Annotated in this window: 15 protein-coding genes, 4 tRNA genes and 1 pseudogene; 2 read left to right on the top strand and 18 right to left on the bottom strand. The window is 63.9% G+C overall.

Annotation, left to right across the window (positions count from 1 at the left end; genetic code table 11):
• Positions 1-297: 297 nt before the first annotated feature.
• Positions 298-348 (top strand): annotated as a pseudogene (locus ACQ4N9_RS07665) (hypothetical protein); the annotation flags it as partial.
• A 201-nt stretch (positions 349-549) separates the two neighbouring features.
• Positions 550-1,254 carry a methyl-accepting chemotaxis protein gene (locus tag ACQ4N9_RS07670; protein WP_430932606.1) on the top strand — a complete coding sequence of 235 codons (705 nt, stop codon included), beginning with the start codon at positions 550-552 and terminating at the stop codon, positions 1,252-1,254.
• A 94-nt stretch (positions 1,255-1,348) separates the two neighbouring features.
• Here ACQ4N9_RS07670 and ACQ4N9_RS07675 read toward each other — a convergent pair.
• The 18 genes from ACQ4N9_RS07675 to ACQ4N9_RS07760 form a co-directional block, all read right to left on the bottom strand.
• Positions 1,349-1,425, bottom strand: a tRNA-Asp gene (locus tag ACQ4N9_RS07675).
• Between the two features lie 142 nt (positions 1,426-1,567).
• Positions 1,568-1,644 (bottom strand) — tRNA-Asp (locus ACQ4N9_RS07680).
• Positions 1,645-1,744: 100 nt separating this feature from the next.
• Positions 1,745-1,821, bottom strand: a tRNA-Asp gene (locus ACQ4N9_RS07685).
• 80 nt (positions 1,822-1,901) lie between these two features.
• A tRNA-Val gene (locus tag ACQ4N9_RS07690) sits at positions 1,902-1,977 on the bottom strand.
• Between the two features lie 234 nt (positions 1,978-2,211).
• Entirely contained in the window at positions 2,212-2,985 is a 774-nt protein-coding gene (locus ACQ4N9_RS07695; RefSeq protein WP_110995846.1) for an SDR family oxidoreductase, read from the bottom strand.
• Entirely contained in the window at positions 2,982-4,193 is a 1,212-nt protein-coding gene (locus ACQ4N9_RS07700; RefSeq protein WP_390967341.1) for an O-succinylhomoserine sulfhydrylase, read from the bottom strand. The genes ACQ4N9_RS07695 and ACQ4N9_RS07700 overlap by 4 nt, the downstream gene beginning before the upstream one ends.
• A gap of 16 nt (positions 4,194-4,209) precedes the next feature.
• Positions 4,210-5,715: an amidophosphoribosyltransferase gene (gene purF / locus ACQ4N9_RS07705; protein WP_110995844.1), complete on the bottom strand. Its 1,506-nt coding sequence runs from the start codon at positions 5,713-5,715 to the stop codon at positions 4,210-4,212.
• 42 nt (positions 5,716-5,757) lie between these two features.
• A complete protein-coding gene (locus tag ACQ4N9_RS07710; protein WP_110995843.1) occupies positions 5,758-6,312 on the bottom strand; it encodes a CvpA family protein in 555 nt (184 codons plus the stop codon).
• A gap of 325 nt (positions 6,313-6,637) precedes the next feature.
• Positions 6,638-7,318 (bottom strand): SPOR domain-containing protein, encoded by a 681-nt coding sequence (locus ACQ4N9_RS07715; RefSeq protein WP_390967340.1) that lies wholly within the window; start codon positions 7,316-7,318, stop codon positions 6,638-6,640.
• Entirely contained in the window at positions 7,302-8,609 is a 1,308-nt protein-coding gene (folC, locus tag ACQ4N9_RS07720) for a bifunctional tetrahydrofolate synthase/dihydrofolate synthase (RefSeq protein WP_390967339.1), read from the bottom strand. Before folC ends, ACQ4N9_RS07715 begins: the two co-directional genes overlap by 17 nt.
• Positions 8,609-9,502 carry an acetyl-CoA carboxylase, carboxyltransferase subunit beta gene (gene accD, locus ACQ4N9_RS07725; RefSeq protein ID WP_153789274.1) on the bottom strand — a complete coding sequence of 298 codons (894 nt, stop codon included), beginning with the start codon at positions 9,500-9,502 and terminating at the stop codon, positions 8,609-8,611. The genes folC and accD overlap by 1 nt, the downstream gene beginning before the upstream one ends.
• 229 nt (positions 9,503-9,731) lie before the next feature.
• The gene (locus tag ACQ4N9_RS07730; RefSeq protein ID WP_390967338.1) at positions 9,732-10,352 is read right to left on the bottom strand and encodes a phosphoribosylanthranilate isomerase; all 621 of its coding nucleotides are present in this window, start codon (positions 10,350-10,352) and stop codon (positions 9,732-9,734) included.
• 60 nt (positions 10,353-10,412) lie between these two features.
• Positions 10,413-11,267: a tRNA pseudouridine(38-40) synthase TruA gene (gene truA / locus ACQ4N9_RS07735; RefSeq protein ID WP_390967337.1), complete on the bottom strand. Its 855-nt coding sequence runs from the start codon at positions 11,265-11,267 to the stop codon at positions 10,413-10,415.
• Between the two features lie 151 nt (positions 11,268-11,418).
• Positions 11,419-14,073, bottom strand: a complete 2,655-nt coding sequence (locus ACQ4N9_RS07740) for a FimV/HubP family polar landmark protein (RefSeq protein ID WP_390967336.1) — start codon at positions 14,071-14,073, stop codon at positions 11,419-11,421.
• Between the two features lie 72 nt (positions 14,074-14,145).
• Positions 14,146-15,150 carry an aspartate-semialdehyde dehydrogenase gene (locus ACQ4N9_RS07745; protein ID WP_390967335.1) on the bottom strand — a complete coding sequence of 335 codons (1,005 nt, stop codon included), beginning with the start codon at positions 15,148-15,150 and terminating at the stop codon, positions 14,146-14,148.
• 1,086 nt (positions 15,151-16,236) lie between these two features.
• Entirely contained in the window at positions 16,237-17,349 is a 1,113-nt protein-coding gene (gene asd / locus ACQ4N9_RS07750; protein ID WP_110996459.1) for an aspartate-semialdehyde dehydrogenase, read from the bottom strand.
• Positions 17,350-17,409: 60 nt separating this feature from the next.
• The gene (gene leuB / locus ACQ4N9_RS07755; protein WP_390967779.1) at positions 17,410-18,492 is read right to left on the bottom strand and encodes a 3-isopropylmalate dehydrogenase; all 1,083 of its coding nucleotides are present in this window, start codon (positions 18,490-18,492) and stop codon (positions 17,410-17,412) included.
• Between the two features lie 53 nt (positions 18,493-18,545).
• Positions 18,546-19,310 (bottom strand): class I SAM-dependent methyltransferase, encoded by a 765-nt coding sequence (locus ACQ4N9_RS07760; protein WP_125463256.1) that lies wholly within the window; start codon positions 19,308-19,310, stop codon positions 18,546-18,548.
• Positions 19,311-19,397 lie beyond the last annotated feature (87 nt).

Genomic DNA, 19,397 nt, shown 5'->3' on the forward strand with positions numbered 1-19,397 from the left:
ATCTTGGCGCCACACGCAAGATCATGGGCAACTACATGGGCGACCTGCAACACAGCCTCGAAGCAGGTGCCGAGACATTGGCCGGCCCCACGGGCAAACAGCTCACCACACAAGTGCTGGCGGCCATCGAACACATCAACCAGCTCATCACCGAGCAGAATCAGGTCAGTGCCGCCGAACTCGGCCAACGCACGCGCCTCATGCTCGCCGTGTTCTGCGGCACACTGCTGCTGGCCTGCCTGGCAGCCTGGTTGCTGATCCGGCAGATCTGCGCCCCCCCTGCAACAGGCCCTGGACATGGCCCGACGCATTGGCGAAGGCGACCTGAGCACCAGTGACCTTGGCCCACGCCGCGATGAGTTCGGCCAACTGCTCCAGGCCCTTGAGCGCAGCAGCGCCAATTTGCGCGGTATCTTGTGCCGGATCGGCCAGGGCTCTGAGCAGCTTTCACAGGCCTCTGCGGCCCTGGCTTGCGTGATCGAACGCACCAGCAGCGGCGCCGCCAGCCAGCAGAACGAAACCCGCCAGGTGGCGGCGGCGATGAGCCAGATGGCCTGCGCCGTGCAGGAGGTGGCGCACAACAGTTCGCTGGCCAGCGAAGCTACCCGCCAGGCCACTGACAAGGCCGAACTCAGTCAGCAGGTGGTCAGCGATACCCAGCGTCAGGTTGCCCAACTGGCCAGTGACATCAGCAGCAGCACCGAGGCCGTGCAACAGCTGTACGCCTCTGCCGAGCAGATCAACTGCATCACGGCGGTTATCCGCTCGGTGGCCGAGCAAACCAACCTGCTGGCCCTGAACGCGGCCATCGAGGCCGCCCGCGCGGGCGAAGCCGGGCGCGGCTTCGCGGTGGTGGCCGACGAAGTGCGCGGTCTCGCCCTGCGTACCCAGCGCTCCACTGCCGAGATCGAAACACTGATCACTCGCCTGCAGGACGGTGCGCGCCAGGCGGTGGAATGTCTGCAAGGCAACCGCCGCGTGGCCAGCACCACCGTTGAGCTTGCCAATCAGGCGAGCGAGGCCCTGCAGGTCATCACGACCAGCGTTGATGATATCCAAGGCATGAACCAGCAGATTGCAGCCAGTACCGAGCAGCAAAGCACGGTGGTGGTGACCATTCGCCGTAATGTGGAACGGGTGCGCGATGTCGCCGGCCACTCACTCAATGCCAGCCGGCAAATCGAGGAGGCGTCTATCGAACTGGAGCGGGTGGGCGGTGAGCTGAAAGGGTTGATCGGCAATTTCAGGCTCTGAAACAGGCAACCTGCCGACCGCCAGAAATGAAAAAAGCGACCCGAAGGTCGCTTTTTTGTTGTTCCGAGCTCTTCAAGGGGCTCAGAACTTAAGATGGCGCAGCGGACGGGACTCGAACCCGCGACCCCCGGCGTGACAGGCCGGTATTCTAACCGACTGAACTACCGCTGCGTATCGCTCGGGCTTGCACCCGATTGAAACTGGGATCCAGGCTTTCAAGCGTCTAGGACGCGAAAGCCAGGCACAAAAAAAGCGATGCGAGATCGCCTTTTTTGTTTTGCTTCGAACTGTTCAAGGAGTTCAAAACACAAGATGGCGCAGCGGACGGGACTCGAACCCGCGACCCCCGGCGTGACAGGCCGGTATTCTAACCGACTGAACTACCGCTGCGTATCGTTCAGGTTTGCACCTGATTGAAACTGGGATCAGCCTCAGGCATATTTGCCTTCGACTTCAGACCGGTGCCAGGCACCCATCTGATACTGAAAAATGGCGCGGCGGACGGGACTCGAACCCGCGACCCCCGGCGTGACAGGCCGGTATTCTAACCGACTGAACTACCGCCGCGCAGTGTGGACTTGCGTCCTGTTCCTCTCTGACATTCGGCTTCGTTAGAAGCATCCTGTACCAGGAACGTTCTCAGGAAGTGGTGGGTGATGACGGGATCGAACCGCCGACCCTCTGCTTGTAAGGCAGATGCTCTCCCGGCTGAGCTAATCACCCCCGCGATGTTGCTTGTTGCGTTTGCTTCGCTGAGGCCGCGAAATTTACGCAGGTACCGATGCTAAGTCAATAGCCCCATTGAATTTTTTTTAAAAAAGATGAAAAAGCAGCTGCTAGCTTGAAGCTGCAAGCGGCAAGAAAAAAGCACGTCGCCTGCACACCCCTTTGAAACCCTGAAAACAACGAAAGGACCTCGCGGTCCCTTCTTGCAGCTTGAAGCTAATAGCTTGTCGCTCAGGTGTAGATCATCTTGCGGGTCATGCCGCCATCGACCACGAATTCCTGGCCGGTGACGAACCCCGCCTGGCGCGACAGCAACCATGCCACCAAGGCCGCCACGTCCTCCACCGTCCCTACCCTGCCCGCCGGATGCTGGGCATGGTCGGCCTCAGTCAGGGGCTCGGCTCGACGCTGCGACGGGTCACGGGCATCGATCCAGCCGGGGCTGACGGCATTGACGCGGATTTCCGGCCCCAGGCTCATCGCCAGGGCGTGGGTCAGTGCCATCAGCCCGCCTTTACTTGCCGCATAGGCTTCTGTATCCGGCTCGGACTGCCGGGCACGGGTAGAGGTCAGGTTGACGATGGCACCGCCATGGGCGCGCAGGTACGGTGCGCAATGCTTGGCCAGCAGCATCGGACCATTGAGGTTGACCGCCAGCACACGGTTCCACTGGCTGAGCGACAGGCTTTCCAGCGTCTGGTTGTGCGGATTGGCGATGGCCGCATTGCTCACCAGCGCATCCAGCCGGCCGAACTGCCCGAGCACTTCGGACACCCCGGCACTGACCTGGGCTTCGTCGGCAACATCCATGCTGATGAACCAGGCATTGTCGCCCAGCGCCTTGGCCACCCGGGCGCCACGCTGACGATCCAGGTCACTGAGGACGACTTGCCAACCTTCGCAGATCAGCCAGGCGGCGATGCCCAGGCCGATGCCGCGCGCGGCACCGGTAACCAGGGCCACCCGGCCGTTATGGCCAGGCTCGCCACCCTTCCAGTCGATCACAGCGCCGCCAGACCGCGGGCAAGATCGGCTTGCAGGTCAGCCACATCTTCCAGGCCGACGGCGACGCGGATCAGGCTGTCACGGATGCCCGCCGCTTCACGCTCCTGCGCCGACAAGCGGCCGTGGGAGGTGGTGGCCGGGTGGGCGATGGTGGTCTTGCTGTCGCCCAGGTTGGTGGTGATCGAGATCACCCGAGTAGCATCGATGAAGCGCCAGGCGCCCTCTTTGCCACCCTTGACCTCGAAGCTGACCACCGCGCCGAAACCGCTCATCTGGCGCTTGGCCAGCTCGTGCTGCGGATGGCTCGGCAGCCCGGCGTAGTGCACCTTCTCCACACCGTCCTGCTGTTCGAGCCACTCGGCCAGGCGCTGGGCGCTCTCGCAATGGGCACGCATGCGCAGCTTGAGCGTCTCCAGGCCCTTGGTGAAGATCCAGGCATTGAACGGGCTGAGGGTCGGCCCGGCGGTGCGCAGGAAGCCCACCACTTCTTTCATCTGCTCGCTGCGCCCAGCGACCACGCCGCCCATGCAACGGCCCTGGCCGTCGATGAACTTGGTGGCCGAATGGAACACGATGTCGGCGCCAAGCTTGAGCGGCTGCTGCAAGGCCGGGGTGCTGAAGCAGTTGTCCACCACCAGCATGGCACCACGGGCATGGGCGATCTCGGCCAGCGCGGTGATGTCCACCAGCTCGGCCAGCGGGTTGGACGGCGACTCGACGATCAACAGCTTGGTGTTGGCCTTGATGGCCTTCTCCCAACCGCTCAGATCGACCAGCGGCACATAGTCCACCTGCACGCCGAAGCGCTTGAAGTACTTTTCGAACAGGCTGATGGTCGAGCCGAACACGCTCTGCGACACCAGCATGTGGTCGCCGGCACTGCACAGCGACATCACCACGGCGAGAATCGCCGCCATGCCGGTGGAAGTACCCACGGCCTGTTCGGCACCTTCCATTGCCGCCAGGCGCTCTTCGAAGGCGCGCACGGACGGGTTGGTGTAGCGCGAATAGACGTTGCCCGGCGTCTCGCCGGCAAAACGCGCGGCGGCGTCGGCGGCCGTGCGGAAGACATAGCTGGAGGTCAGGAACAGCGCTTCGCTGTGCTCGCCCTCCGGTGTGCGGTGCTGACCGGCGCGAACCGCCAGGGTGTCGAAACCGACACCCTCGAGGTCACTGTCCAGTCGCCCGGCATCCCATTGATCCGTCATGCCGTCGCTCCCAAAGTCAGTTGTTGTACAGGTCGATGATCGCGCTGACTGCCTGGGTCTTCACCTTGGCCAGGTCGTTACGGGCCTGCTCGATGCGCTCGAGGTAGGCATCGTCGATGTCGCCGGTGACGTACTCACCGTTGAACACCGCGCAATCGAAGTGCTCGATCTTGATCTTGCCGCCACCGACCGATTCGATCAGGTCCGGCAGGTCCTGGTAAATCAGCCAGTCGGCGCCGATCAACTCGGCCACCTGTTCGGTGGTACGGTTGTGGGCGATCAGTTCGTGAGCGCTCGGCATATCGATGCCGTAGACGTTGGGGTAGCGCACCGCAGGGGCCGCGGAGCAGAAGTAGACGTTCTTGGCGCCGGCTTCGCGGGCCATCTGGATGATCTGCTTGCAGGTGGTGCCGCGCACGATCGAGTCGTCCACCAGCATCACGTTCTTGCCGCGGAATTCCAGCTCGATGGCGTTGAGCTTCTGGCGCACCGATTTCTTGCGCGCAGCCTGGCCGGGCATGATGAAGGTACGGCCGATGTAGCGGTTCTTGACGAAGCCTTCGCGGAACTTCACGCCCAGGTGGTTGGCCAGCTCCAGCGCGGCGGTGCGGCTGGTGTCCGGGATCGGGATGACCACGTCGATGTCATGGTCCGGGCGCTCGCGCTGGATCTTCTCGGCCAGTTTCTCGCCCATGCGCAGGCGCGCCTTGTACACCGAGACGCCGTCGATGATCGAGTCCGGGCGGGCCAGGTAGACGTGCTCGAAGATGCACGGCTGCAGCTTGGGGTTGTTCGCGCACTGCTGGGTGAACAGCTGGCCTTCTTCGGTGATGTACACCGCTTCGCCTGGCGCCAGGTCACGGATCAGGGTGAAGCCGAGCACGTCGAGGGCGACGCTTTCCGAGGCGATCATGTACTCGACGCCTTCGTCGGTGTGACGCTGGCCGAACACCACCGGACGGATGCCGTTGGGGTCACGGAAGCCGACGATGCCGTAGCCGGTGATCATCGCCACCACCGCGTAACCGCCGACGCAGCGGCTGTGCACGTGGGAAACCGCGGCGAACACGTCTTCCTGGGTAGGCTGCAGCTTGCCGCGCACCGCCAGTTCATGGGCGAACACGTTCAGCAGCACTTCGGAGTCGGAATTGGTGTTGACGTGGCGCAGGTCGGACTCGTAGATCTCCTTGGCCAGCTGCTCGACGTTGGTCAGGTTGCCGTTGTGCGCCAGGGTGATGCCGTACGGCGAGTTGACATAGAACGGCTGGGCCTCGGCCGAGGTGGAGCTGCCAGCGGTCGGGTAACGCACGTGACCGATACCGATGCTGCCGACCAGGCGCTGCATGTGGCGCTGCTGGAAGACGTCGCGCACCAGGCCATTATCCTTGCGCAGGAACAACCGGCCGTCATGGCTGGTCACGATACCGGCAGCGTCCTGGCCGCGGTGCTGGAGGACCGTAAGCGCGTCATACAGCGCCTGATTGACGTTCGACTTACCGACGATACCGACGATGCCACACATGCGACGCAACCCCTACTTTGATGAAACTTGAGTGAATAGCGCTCAGGGCTTTGCAGGCCCGAGCAGCTGTTCCTTGAACGGAAGGTCAACGGGTGCGCTGACCCCACTGGACATCCACTGGCCGGTGAACCCGAGAATCAGGTTTTTCGACCAGTCGGCTACCAATAGAAATTGTGGTATCAGGCGAGATTCCTGCCACCACGGATCCTGTTGTACCGGCCCCAGGCTGAGCAGCCCGACAGCCACCACCACCAGCAAGGCCCCACGCGCGGCGCCGAAGGCCGTGCCGAGGAAGCGATCGGTACCGGACAGCCCGGTCACGCGGATCAGCTCGCCGATGAGGAAATTGAGCATTGCCCCCACCAGCAAGGTGGCGACGAAAAGAATGGCGCAGCCGGCGATGGTGCGCATCGAGGGCGTCTGGATGTAGCTTTCGAGATAGACCGAAAGCGAGCCACCGAACATCCAGGCCAGCGCCCCGGCGACAATCCAGATGACCAGAGACAGAGCTTCCTTGACGAAGCCGCGCTTGAGACTGATCAGTGAGGAAATGGCGATGATCGCGATGATCGCCCAATCAACCCAGGTAAATGCCACGGTGCTGCCTGCCGACGTTTGAGGCGGCGCATTTTACCAGAGCGGAGGGCTTGGGGTAAGCGGAATGTCAGGTGTTTGAAGGGCTGCAGACTGACTCCAGGGACAGCTTTGCGCCTTGCCGTTCGGGCCGTAGCGCCTGCCGAGGCCCTATCGCCGGCAAGCCGGCTCCCACAGGGATCACATGACCTTCAGGACTAATGCCATACCTGTGGGAGCAGGCTTGCCAGCGATAAGGCCAGCACAGGCAACAGCAGACAGTTGCTCCCACAGGGATTGCACCCCGTGGGAGCGGCGGTACGCCGCTGCGACTTGCCCTGCGATGGTTTCAGCCGCGCTCGGGCTGGAAGCGCACCAGAATCCCCTTGAGATTCTGCTGGCGATTGATCACGTCACGCACGCGCTCGGCCTCGGCGCGCTCGATCAACGGCCCCACATACACCCGGTTCATGCCACCGGCTGAACGGATGTAGGCGTTGTAGCCCTGGCTACGCAGGGTGTTTTGCAGTTTTTCGGCACCGGCGCGGTTGGACAGGCTGGCCAGCTGGATCGACCAGCTCACCGGCAGGCCGTTGACGTCGATCTTGCCTGGCGCGGCCGGCTTGCTCGCCGCCGCCGTGGCTGCCGGAGCAGGTGCGGGCGCAGGCGCTGGACGGGTTTCAACCTTTGGCGTCGGCACCGGCGTCTGCGGCTTGGGCGCAACAGCCACCTGGGCCTGAGGCGCGGGCGCGATGGGCTGGCTTGGCGTGGTCACTGGCGCCGTCGATTCATCGATCACCACCGGCGCTGGATCAACCTGCTCCGGCAATGGTTGCGGCTCCGGCACCTGCACCGGCTCGACCTGCACCTGAGGCAGGCTCGGCATGGCTGGCGCCTGGGGCGCCTCGACGCGCACCTGACGCATCTCGTCCTCGCGGGTGAACAGCATCGGCAAGAAGATCACCGCCAGCGCCACCAGCACCAGCGCACCGACCATGCGCTGCTTCATCCCTTTATCCAGCACTGCCATCTACTCCATCCTCTGGGGCCTGCCGTTCAAGCCAGGCCAGGGCCTCGCCGACGCAGAAAAACGAACCGAACAGCAGGATCTGGTCATCCGCCGTCGCCTGGGCGCACTGCCCTTCCAGGGCAGCATCGACGCTGGGGTGAGACTTCACTGTCGCACCGAGGTTCGTCAAGGCCTTGGCCAGTTCCTCAGCCGGGCGGCTGCGCGGCGTATCCAGCGGCGCCACGGCCCAATGCCCGACCAAGCCCTGCAAGGGCTCGATCACACCCTGCAGATCCTTGTCGGCCAACAGCCCGAAAACAGCCAGGCGCCGGCCTTTCGGCGGGCGCGCCGCCAGGCGACGCGCCAAATACTCGGCCGCATGCGGGTTGTGGCCCACATCCAGCAGCAACTCAATGCGCTTGCCCTTGAATACCAGCGAGCGCCGATCCAGCCGACCGGTGATACGAGTGTCCAGCAGCGCCTGCTTCACCAGCGCCTCATCCCACGGCAGGTCCATCAGCGCAAAAGCCTGCAGGGCTAACGCTGCGTTCTCCATGGGCAGGTCGAGCAACGGCAGGTCGCGCAACTCAAGCTGCGTTCCGTCGGCCTTGCTGCCGCGCCAATGCCAGTGGTTGTCGGTACTGGCCAGGTCGAAGTCGCGCCCGCGCAGGAACAACGGGCAAGCCAGCTCGCTCGCCTTGTCCAGCAAGGGTTGCGGCGGATCCAGATCACCGCACAGGGCCGGTTTGCCCTGGCGGAAGATCCCGGCCTTCTCGAAGGCCACCAATTCGCGGGTGTCCCCCAGGTAGTCGACATGATCGACACCGATGCTGGTGACCAGCGAAATGTCGGCATCCACCACATTGACCGTATCCAGCCGGCCGCCCAGGCCCACCTCGAGCACAACGGCATCCAGTTGCGACTGGCTGAACAGCCAGAACGCCGCCAGGGTACCCATCTCGAAATAGGTCAGCGAGGTATCGCCGCGTGCCGCCTCGACGGCGACAAAAGCTTCGCACAGTTGCTCATCACTGGCTTCGACGCCATCGATGAGCACGCGTTCGTTGTAACGCAACAGGTGCGGCGAGCTGTAGACCCCGACCTTGAGCCCCAGGGCCCGCAGCAGCGAGGCCACGAAAGCACAGGTGGAGCCTTTGCCGTTGGTGCCGGTGACCGTCACCACGCGAGGCGCCAGCTTGCCCAACTGCAGGCGCGCCAGCACCCGCTGGGAACGCTCCAGGCCCATGTCGATGGCCGTAGGGTGCAACTGTTCGAGGTAGGCGAGCCACTCGCCCAGGTTGCGCTGGCTCATCACGCTACCGCAGCCGCCTCACGGGCTTCTGCCGGGGTAGCCTGGCCAGTCATCTGGGCCAGCAGGCGTGCCAGGCGCGGACGCAGTTCGTCACGGGAGATGATCAGGTCGATGGCGCCGTGCTCCAGCAGGAACTCGCTGCGCTGGAAGCCTTCTGGCAGTTTCTCGCGCACGGTCTGCTCGATGACTCGCGGGCCGGCGAAGCCGATCAGTGCCTTGGGCTCGCCGACGATCACGTCGCCGAGCATTGCCAGGCTGGCGGAAACACCGCCATAGACCGGGTCGGTCAGCACCGAGATGAACGGGATGCCTTCTTCACGCAGGCGCGCCAGCACCGCCGAGGTCTTGGCCATCTGCATCAGCGAGATCAGCGCTTCCTGCATGCGCGCACCACCGGAGGCGGAGAAGCACACCATCGGGCAGCGGTGCTCCAGGGCGTAGTTGGCAGCGCGCACGAAGCGTTCGCCGACGATGGCACCCATCGAACCACCCATGAAGGAGAATTCGAAGGCGCTGACCACGATCGGCATGCCCATCAGGGTACCGCTCATGGAGATCAGTGCGTCTTTCTCGCCGGTCTGCTTCTGGGCAGCGGTCAGGCGGTCCTTGTACTTCTTGCCGTCACGGAACTTCAGGCGGTCGACCGGCTCCAGGTCGGCGCCCAGTTCGGCACGGCCGTCCTGGTCGAGGAAGATGTCGATGCGCGCACGTGCGCCGATGCGCATGTGGTGGTTGCACTTGGGGCAGACATCGAGGGTCTTTTCCAGCTCCGGACGGTAAAGCACGGCCTCGCAGGACGGGCACTTGTGCCACAGCCCTTCGGGCACCGAGCTCTTCTTCACCTCGGAACGCATGATCGAAGGGATCAGTTTGTCTACCAACCAGTTGCTCATGCTTTCTTTCTCCAGTAATGGCGGGCGGGAGGCGTTGCCTGCCCCACCCTGCCCTTGAGCTCAAATTCTGCTTTGAAACGACGATGGGTCGGCCATGACTGCGCCATGTACCGCCCCACCTCCAATAATTACGCCGATGGCCTGAGCCGCTGCCTTGCAGGCGCGGCCTGGCAGCATCGGGCTGCGAAACCTATGGACGATGGCGCGCGGCCAGCCGTCACATCCGCCATCACGCCTGGCGCACTGCCTGCATGAAGGCCTCGATCTTCACGGCATCCTTGATGCCCTTGGCCTGCTCCACGCCACCACTGACATCCACCGCGTACGGGCGCACCTGGCGGATGGCCTGGGCGACATTGTCGGCCGACAGGCCGCCAGCCAGGATGATCGGTTTGCTCAGGTGTTGCGGTATCAAAGACCAGTCGAACGCTTCGCCGGTTCCCCCCGGGATGCCGGGCACATAAGCGTCCAGCAGGATGCCGCGGGCGCCGGCGTAGAGCTTGCAGGCCGCCTCGAGGTCATCGCCGGGGCGTACACGCAGGGCTTTGATCCAGGGGCGATGGTAACCCTCGCAATCAGCCGGGCTTTCATCGCCGTGGAACTGTAGCAGGTCCAGTTGAACGACTTCGAGGATCTCGTTCAGCTCGCAACGCGAGGCATTGACGAACAGGCCCACGGTCGTCACGAAGGGCGGCAAGGCCTCGACGATCGCCCGGGCCTTGCGCACGTCCACGGCCCGCGGGCTTTTTTCATAGAACACCAGGCCGATGGCATCGGCGCCGGCCTCGACAGCGGCGAGGGCGTCCTCGATGCGGGTAATCCCGCAAATCTTGCTGCGAACGTTGCTCATGGACAGCGAACCTTGAGTGATCGATGAAAGCGCCGATGGTAGCAAATGACCTTTGCTCCGTCAGTCCGACAACGCCTCGAAACCGGTGAGAAAGTGTGGGCCGATGTAACGCTGCGGCAGCTCGTACTCGGGCGGGTACTCTACCTTCACCAGGTACAACCCATAAGGGTGCGCGGTCACCCCCGCCGCGCGGCGATCACGCCCCTCGAGCACCTCGCGGGCCCACTCCACCGGGCGCTCGCCGGTACCGATGGCCATCAGCACGCCGGCGATGTTGCGCACCATGTGATGCAGGAAGGCGGTGGCACGCACATCGATCACGATCATCTGGCCATGGCGGGTAACGCGCAGGTGATGGATGTGCTTGACCGGCGACTTGGCCTGGCACTGGCTGGCGCGGAAGGCGCTGAAGTCATGGGTGCCGAGCAGGTACTGCGCGGCTTCGGCCATGCGCGTGACATCCAGCGGCCGATGGTTCCAGGTCACTTCCTCGGCGAGGTGGGCCGGACGGATCGGGTCGTTGTAGATGACATAGCGGTAGCGCCGCGCATTGGCTTTGAAGCGGGCATGGAAATCCGCAGGCATCGGCCTGGACCAGACCACGCTGATGTCGTGGGGCAGGTTGAAGTTGGTGCCCAGGGTCCAGGCGCGCTCATCGCGCACGGCCCGGGTATCGAAATGCACGATCTGCCCGCAACCATGCACCCCGGCGTCGGTACGCCCGGCACAGATCACGCTGATCGGTTCGTTGGCCACCTTCGACAGCGCCTGCTCGAGTGCTTGCTGGACGCTGGGCACACCACTGGCCTGGCGCTGCCAGCCGCGGTAGCGCGAACCTTTGTATTCCACGCCCAGGGCGATGCGGGTGAAACCTTCGGCCGCTGATTCGGCGGCGGCGTTGTCGATGATGTCCAAGAACGTGAAACCTGATGATGAAACGAAAAGGCGGGCAGTATAGCGGCAAACCGCATGGTGGCCGAAACGATCGCGGGGCAAGCCCGCCCCCACGACAGCCCTGCAATGAGGGGCACGTGGGAGCGGGATTGCCCCGCGATCGTTTCAGCGATCAAACCAGGCGCGAGAGCATCTCGTTGGCTTCCTGGCGCTGGTTCTCATCGCCATCCTTGGCCACTTCGTCGAGGATGTCGCGAGCGCCGTCATGGTCACCCATGTCGATGTAGGCACGCGCCAGGTCCAGCTTGGTGGCCACTTCGTCGGTACCCGAGAAGAAGTCGAAGTCCAGGTCATCCAGCGGTTCCGGCTCCTGGGCGGCGTCCTCGGCGGTGAAGCTTGGCGCGTTATCTGGCGCATCGAGGCTTTGCGACAGTTTGTCGAGCTCGGCGTTGACGTCGTCCAGTTCGGAAGCAAATTTCTGCGCCGCCGGCGAGTCGTCATCCAGCGACAGCGACAGGTCGAAGTCGTCCGGCAGCTCCAGTTCGGAAATCGGGTCGAACTCGGGCATGGCTTCGAAGGCCGCCAACTCGGCCGCCACATCCACCGCCGGCTCCTCGCTGCTGGCCGAGGCCTCTGGCTCAGCCACATCAAGGTCGAAATCGGCCAGGTCATCGAGGGCCTGCGGCTGCTCCGGGGCCTGAGCCTGGGCTTGGGCCAACAGGGCTTCAAAATCATCGTCGGCATCGGTTTCGCTGACGGCAGGCGCAGCATCGGCCTGTGGCAGCGCAGCAGCCGACACCGCCTCTTCCAGTGCAGTCAGATCGAGAGGGTCTTCTTCCGGCAGGTCATCACCCAGGCTCAAGTCGAAGGCACTGTCCAGGTCGTCTTCAGCAACCGGGGCCGGTTCAGGCTCAGGCTCAGGCTCAGGCTCCGGGAAGGCCTCGGCAACGGCCTCGGGCTCCACTGCCGGCTCAGGCTCGGCTTCGACGGCAGCCGGCGCCGGGTCCTGCAACAGATCCTGGACGTATTGTTCGTCCAGCTCGGCGGCCAGGGCTGCGGCACCGGCCGCCACCGCTGCGACGCCGAGCATGGCCGGGAAGCGCTCCTTGAGCGAGGCGACTTCGGCCTGGTTCTGCTCGCCTGGCGCCAGCTTGCGCTCCTGGCCAGCAAAGGCATCCTGGTCACCCTGACGGGCATACACTTCCATCAGCTTCAGGCGCAGGTCACTGCGCTGCGGCTCGGAAGCGACGGCGGCTTCCAGCAGGTCGGCGGCATGGTTCAGGCGACCACGGGCCAGGCTCTCATCAACCTCGGCGAACAGCGCGGCGCGCGGGTCCACTGCGGGGGCGGCAGGCGCTGGCGCAGGCGCAGGTATCTCGGCAGCCGTTGCCGCCGCCGCCGAGGCGGCGACTACTGCAGGCGACAGGGTGACGCTGGGCGCCGAGACGTCCAGGCCGGCGAAGCTGTCCGGCGGCAGGTCCAGGTCCGGGGCACGGTCACCCTCTTCCGACAGGGCGCGAGCCATGCGCAGGTGTTTTTCAGCTTCCTGCTGGGCTTTGCGCTTGCGCGCCAAAAGCAGCAGCAACAGCAACAGGGCGAGGAACGCCGAGCCGGCGATCAGCCCCAGCAGCAGCGGGTTGCCCATCAGTTGATCGAGCGCGCCCTGCTCTTGGGCAGCAGGGGCTTCGCTGGTCGCCGGTGTGGTTGGCGGCGCGGTATCGACCGCAGCAGGCGCTGGCGCCACCACGGGTTCGGCGGGCGTCAACTGGGCGTTGAGGGCTGGCTGCGCGGGGGCAGGTTCGCCTGGCTGTGCCTGCGGTGCCGCGCCTTGAGCTTCAAGGCGTGCCAGTTGGTCGTTTTTCAGTTCGATCAGCCGCTGCAGCTTGTCCAGCTGGCTCTGCAGATCGGCCATGCGGCTTTTGAGCTCGTCGTTGTCGCGACGGCTGGTATCCAGGCTTTCCTGGGCCACGGCAAGCTTGTCGTTCAGTGCCTTGGCCTGGCCAGCGGCGCCCTTGCCGCCGGGGGCAACCAGGCGCAGGTTGTCGCCCTGGGCGATACGCGCCGGAGCCTCGCCGGCCTGACCACGGCGGGTGGCGTCCAGCTGGCGGGCGCGCGGCCCCAGGCGTCGGCCTTCACGCCAGGCGGCGTACTGCTCGGCCACTTCACGGTTGGCTTCGCCCTGGGCAATGCTCTGTACCTGCTGCTGATCGGGCAGGCGCAGCACCTGCCCGGTCTTGAGCTGGTTGATGTTGTTGCCGATGAACGCATCCGGGTTCAACGCCTGGATCGCCAGCATGGTCTGCTGGACCGAACCGCCCTGGGTATTGCGCGCGGCGATCTGCCACAGCGTGTCACGGCGTTTGGTGGTGTAGCTGCCGGAGCTTTGCGCAGGGTTGATGTTGGCCTGGGACGGCTGGCTGCCCTGGGCCTTGGCCTGGTCGAGCAGCACGTTGTAGTCGCGCAGCAGACGCCCCTGCGGCCACATCACCTGGACCAGGAACTTGACCACCGGCTCCGGCAAGGCCTTGCTGGAGGTGACGCGCAGCACGCTGCGGCCATTGGGGTTGATCACGGGGGTGAAGGTCAGGTCTTCGAGGTAGGTCGGGTATGCCACCCCGGCCTTGGCGAACTCCTCCGGCGACGCCAGGCTTGGCGCCATCTCGGTTGCGGTGAGGTCACGCACGTCGAGCAGTTCGATCTCGGCATCCAGTGGCTGGTTCTGTGCCGACTTCAGGGTCAGCTCCCCCAACCCCAAGGCATTCGCCACGCCGGACGACAGCGCCGAGGCTGCCGCGATGGCCAGTACCAGTTTGCGAATTCGAAGCATGAACTCTTCCCTTGTAAGAACCGTCCCAAAAACCCTGTTGTGGTGCAGGACAAAATTGCTGGTCAGTATCTTTTACGCCATGTGTTTAATCAACAATTGCGCCACCTGCACGGCGTTGAGTGCCGCGCCTTTGCGCACATTGTCGGTGGTCAGCCAGAGGTTGAGCTGTTCATCCTCATCGATCCCGTGGCGTACACGACCAACATAGACCACGTCCTGGCCCACTGCGTCACCTACCGGCGTCGGATAATCGCCGGGTTCGACCAGTTCGATGCTCTCGGCCGCTTCGAGTGCGGTGTTCACAGCGCCCAGATCGACCGGGCGACGGCTCTGCACCGCCACACTGAAGCTATCGCCGAAAAACACCGGGACTTGAATGCAGGACACGGAAATCTTCAATTGAGGCAGGCCCAGCAGCTGGCGCAGCTCGCTGACCAGGCGCCGCTCCACGGCGGTGTGGCCGTGCTCGTCGGGTGCGCCGACCTGCGGTAACAGGTTGAAGGCCACCTGGCGGTCGAAGAAGCGCGGCTCCAGCGGGCGGGCGTTGAGCAGCTCGGCGGTTTGCCGGGCCAGCTCGCTGACCGCCTCCTTGCCTTGGGCCGAAACGGCCAGGCAAGCGTTGACCTGAACGCGCTCGATGTCGAGCAAGCCCTTGAGGGGCGCCAGCGCCACGGCCAGTGCCACCGCGCCTGCGCAGGGGCTGGTGATGAGGGCTGGCTGCGGCAGGTCGGCGATGCGCTCGGCGTTGGCTTCCGGCACCAGCGCCACGGCCCCGTCCAGCACGCCAGAGAGGTCGATCACGGTGCAGCCGGCTTGCTGTGCTTTGGGTGCGAAGCTGCGGCTGACGGCGGGGCTGGCGGCGAAGAACACCAGTTTCACTTGCTTGAAGTCGAAGCTGTCCACTTCACGGACTTTGAGCTTCTTGCCGGCGAACATGACGCTGCTGCCCGCCGATTCCATGCTGGCCAGCAGGTGCAGGGTGGCCACCGGGAAGGACAGTTCCTCGAGGATCTGCACGAGGGTTTCACCGACTGCGCCGGTGGCGCCTACTACGGCGATATCTACTGGGGTGGTCATGGCTGGGGTTCCTTCTTTGTTCAGCGGGTACGGCGGGGAGCGGCACTTTACTTGGATTGTGGGGTGGGAGATAGGTTTGGCTTCGGCTTCTGCTTTCAGAGTGTGGGTTTTGATAGATGTATGCGCATTCGTTGGCGATGGCGACGCTTAGTCACCTTTCCGCCCTTACGGCGGCCTACTTTTTTCTTGGAAAAAGTAGGCAAAACCGCTTGCTCCCATCATACGGCCCCTGCGCTGCGCTCCGGGGTCCCCTCGCTCCGGTGCCTTACGGGCCCGCGCGGCCTACGACTTGCTGCGCAAGTCTACATCTCGCGCCTTCGGCTAACGCCGAAGGGTGCTGCGCACCAGGGCCCTCCAGTCACCTCCACTCGGCCTCCTGAAGTCGCAATTTGTGTTGCCTGGACTATCGCGCGCTTAGAAGCAAGAGCAGATCAAGAGCAGATCAAGAGCAGATCAAGAGCAGATCAAGAGCAGATCAAGAGCAGATCAAGAGCAGTGATACGGCTATCTAGGTTTGGCTGTTGATTATGTGTTGTTTGTTCGGGCCCTATCGCCGGCAAGCCGGCTCCCACAGGTACAGCGCAAGTCTGAAAGTTTCGCTCTAACTTGTGGGAGCTGGCTTGCCAGCGATTGCAATCCTGAGTTCCCAACCCATCCAACTAGCGGCAGCTAACGCCAGCCCAGGCGCCGCCACTAACTTCGCGACTTCAGGAGGCTGAGCGTAGGCGTCTGGAGGGCCCTGGTGCGCAGCACCCTTCGGCGTTAGCCGAAGGCGCGAGATGTAGACTTGCGCAGCAAGTCGGAGGCCGCGCGGGCCCGGAAGACGCCGGAGCGAAGGGACCCGGAGCACAGCGGAGGGCCGTATGAATGGAGCGAGCGGTTTTTGGTTACTTTTTTCCAAGAAAAAAAGTAACCCGCCGTAAGGGCGGAAAGGTGACTACGCGTCGACATCACATATGAATGCGCATACAACTTTCAAAACCAACAAACCAACAAACTTACCCACAACTAACCCAGCCCCCATAAAAAAACCCGCACCACTCTCATGGCACGGGTTCTCTCAAACCACAAATCACCCCAGAACGATCAACGCTCCAGCAAAATCCGCAGCATGCGACGCAGCGGCTCGGCCGCGCCCCACAGCAGCTGGTCACCCACAGTGAAGGCCCCCAGATACTGCGACCCCATATTCAGCTTGCGCAGACGCCCAACCGGAATATTCAGCGTGCCAGTCACCTTGGTAGGGCTCAGCTCCTGCATGCTGATCTCACGCTGGTTCGGCACCAGCTTCACCCAAGGGTTGTGCTGGCTGATCATGCCTTCGATATCGGCCAGCGGCACATCCTTGTTCAGCTTGATGGTCAGCGCCTGGCTGTGGCAACGCATGGCGCCAATGCGCACGCAGATACCGTCGACCGGAATCGGGCTCTTGAAGCGGCCGAGGATCTTGTTGGTCTCGGCCTGGGCCTTCCACTCTTCGCGGCTCTGGCCGTTCGGCAGTTCCTTGTCGATCCACGGGATCAGGCTGCCAGCCAGCGGCACGCCAAAGTTCTCGGTCGGGTAGCCTTCGCCACGCATGGCTTCGGCAACCTTGCGATCGATGTCGAGGATGGCGCTGGCCGGGTTGGCCAGGTCATCGGCCACGGCCGCGTGGGTAGCGCCCATCTGCTTGATCAGCTCGCGCATGTTCTGCGCGCCGGCGCCCGAGGCCGCCTGGTAGGTCATGGCGCTCATCCACTCGACCAGGCCGGCTTCGAACAGGCCGCCCAGCCCCATCAGCATCAGGCTGACGGTGCAGTTGCCGCCGATGTAGTTCTTGGTACCGGCATCCAGCTGCTGGTCAATGACCTTGCGGTTGACCGGATCAAGGATGATCACGGCGTCGTCCTGCATGCGCAGCGACGAGGCGGCATCGATCCAGTAACCCTGCCAGCCCGCTTCACGCAGCTTGGGGAAGACTTCGTTGGTGTAGTCGCCGCCCTGGCAGGTCAGGATGACATCGAGGGTCTTGAGCTCTTCAATGTTGTAGGCGTCCTTCAGCGGGGCAGTTTCCTTGCCCACGTTAGGACCCTGGCCACCCACATTGGAGGTGGTGAAGAACACTGGCTCGATCAGGTCGAAGTCCTGCTCTTCGAGCATCCGCTGCATGAGCACGGAACCGACCATTCCACGCCAACCGATCAGACCTACACGTTTCATCGCAACTACACCTTTGCTAAAAGTGGGCCGCCACCAGGTTTTGGTGGCGGGCCAGAGAGATTACAGATTCCGCAGCGCTGCGACTACTGCGTCGCCCATTTCCTGCGTACCGACTTTGGTGCAACCGGCAGACCAGATGTCACCGGTGCGCAGGCCCTGGTCCAGGACCAGGCTGACCGCCTGCTCGATGGCCTCGGCCGCCGCCTGCTGGTTGAAGCTGTAGCGCAGCATCATCGACACCGAGAGGATGGTCGCCAGCGGGTTGGCGATGCCCTGGCCGGCGATGTCCGGCGCCGAACCGTGACACGGCTCGTACATGCCCTTGTTATTGGCATCCAGCGATGCCGAAGGCAGCATGCCGATAGAACCGGTGAGCATGGAAGCTTCATCCGACAGGATGTCGCCGAACATGTTGTCGGTGACCATCACGTCGAACTGCTTGGGCGCGCGCACCAGCTGCATGGCGGCGTTGTCGACGTACATGTGGCTCAGTTCGACGTCCGGGTAAGCCTTGGCCACGTCCTCGACCACTTCACGCCACAGCTGGCTGGAAGCCAGGACGTTGGCCTTGTCCACCGAGCACAGCTTCTTGCCACGCACACGGGCCATGTCGAAACCGACGCGGGCGATGCGGCGCACTTCGCTTTCGCTGTATGGCAGGGTGTCGTAGGCCTGGCGCTCGCCGCCCTCCAGTTCGCGCTGGCCGCGCGGAGCACCGAAGTAGATGCCGCCGGTCAGCTCGCGGACGATGAGGATGTCCAGGCCGGAGACGATTTCCGGCTTGAGCGACGAGGCATCGGCCAGTTGCGGGTAGAGGATCGCCGGGCGCAGGTTGGCGAACAGGCCCAGCTGCGAACGGATCTTCAGCAAGCCGCGTTCAGGGCGGATGTCACGCTCGATCTTGTCCCACTTCGGGCCACCCACGGCGCCCAGCAGCACGGCGTCGGCCTGGCGTGCACGCTCCAGGGTCTCGTCGGCCAGCGGCACACCGTGCTTGTCGATGGCGGCGCCGCCGATCACGTCGTGGGCGAGGCTGAAGCCGAGCTGGAACTTGTCGTTGGCCAGCTCCAGCACCTTGACCGCCTCGGCCATGATTTCCGGGCCGATGCCATCACCTGGGAGAATCAGAATCTGCTTGCTCATGCTTTCCTCTATCCATCAAAGCGACGCGGCCGCCTCGGCCCCGTCGTGAATAATCAGCGTTCGGCCCAGAGTACCAGCACATCGGTGCTGAACGAGCCATCGGCCTCAATCTGGTAATACTGCCGCACTTCCTCGCCCATGGCTTGCTGCAACTGGCGGATAGCCACGCGCAGTGGGTCGGGGGTACGCATGCGCTCGACCCAGGAGTGCCATTCCAGGCGCAGGCGCTGGCGAGTGTGGCTGCGCACATGCAGGCCGGCCTCGCTGACCTGACGCTGCCATTCGGCGGCGCTGTAGTCGCGTACGTGGCTGGTGTCGCGCAGCACTTCGACCGTCTGCAGGTAGGTATCGAGCAGCGGGCTGCCTGGCGACATGACATCGATGAAGGCCGCCACCCCGCCCGGCTTCAGCACCCGGCGCACTTCGCGCAGGGCCAGGCCCAGGTCGCTCCAGTGGTGCGCCGAATAACGGCTGAACACATGGTCGAAGCTGGCATCGGCGAACGGCAGGCGTTCGGCGGCGCCGCGCGCGGTGGTGATGTTGCCCAGGCCGCGTTCGGCTGCCGCAGCGGCCACCACGTCGAGCATCGACTGCGAGAGGTCGTAGGCAACCACTTCACCGACCAGCGGTGCGACGTGGAAACTGACATGACCGGCACCACAGCCCAGGTCCAGTACCCGGGCCGCACCCTGCCCGGCCAGCTCGGCCTGCAGCAGGGCAAATTCGCTGCCCTGGGCGTGCACGGCGCTGCTGAGGTAGGCGCTGGCCTGTTCGCCGAACTGGCGCTGGACTACGTCGGTGTGGGTGGTGCTGGTCATGGGCGCATTCCTTTTGATTTTGGGTTGACTCTGCGGCCGCTATCGCCGGCAAGCCGGCTCCCACAACGACCCCACATGTTCCAAGAC

Origin of the sequence: Pseudomonas sp. ES1 (assembly GCF_050586605.1) — a bacterium.
GTDB lineage: Bacteria > Pseudomonadota > Gammaproteobacteria > Pseudomonadales > Pseudomonadaceae > Aquipseudomonas > Aquipseudomonas sichuanensis.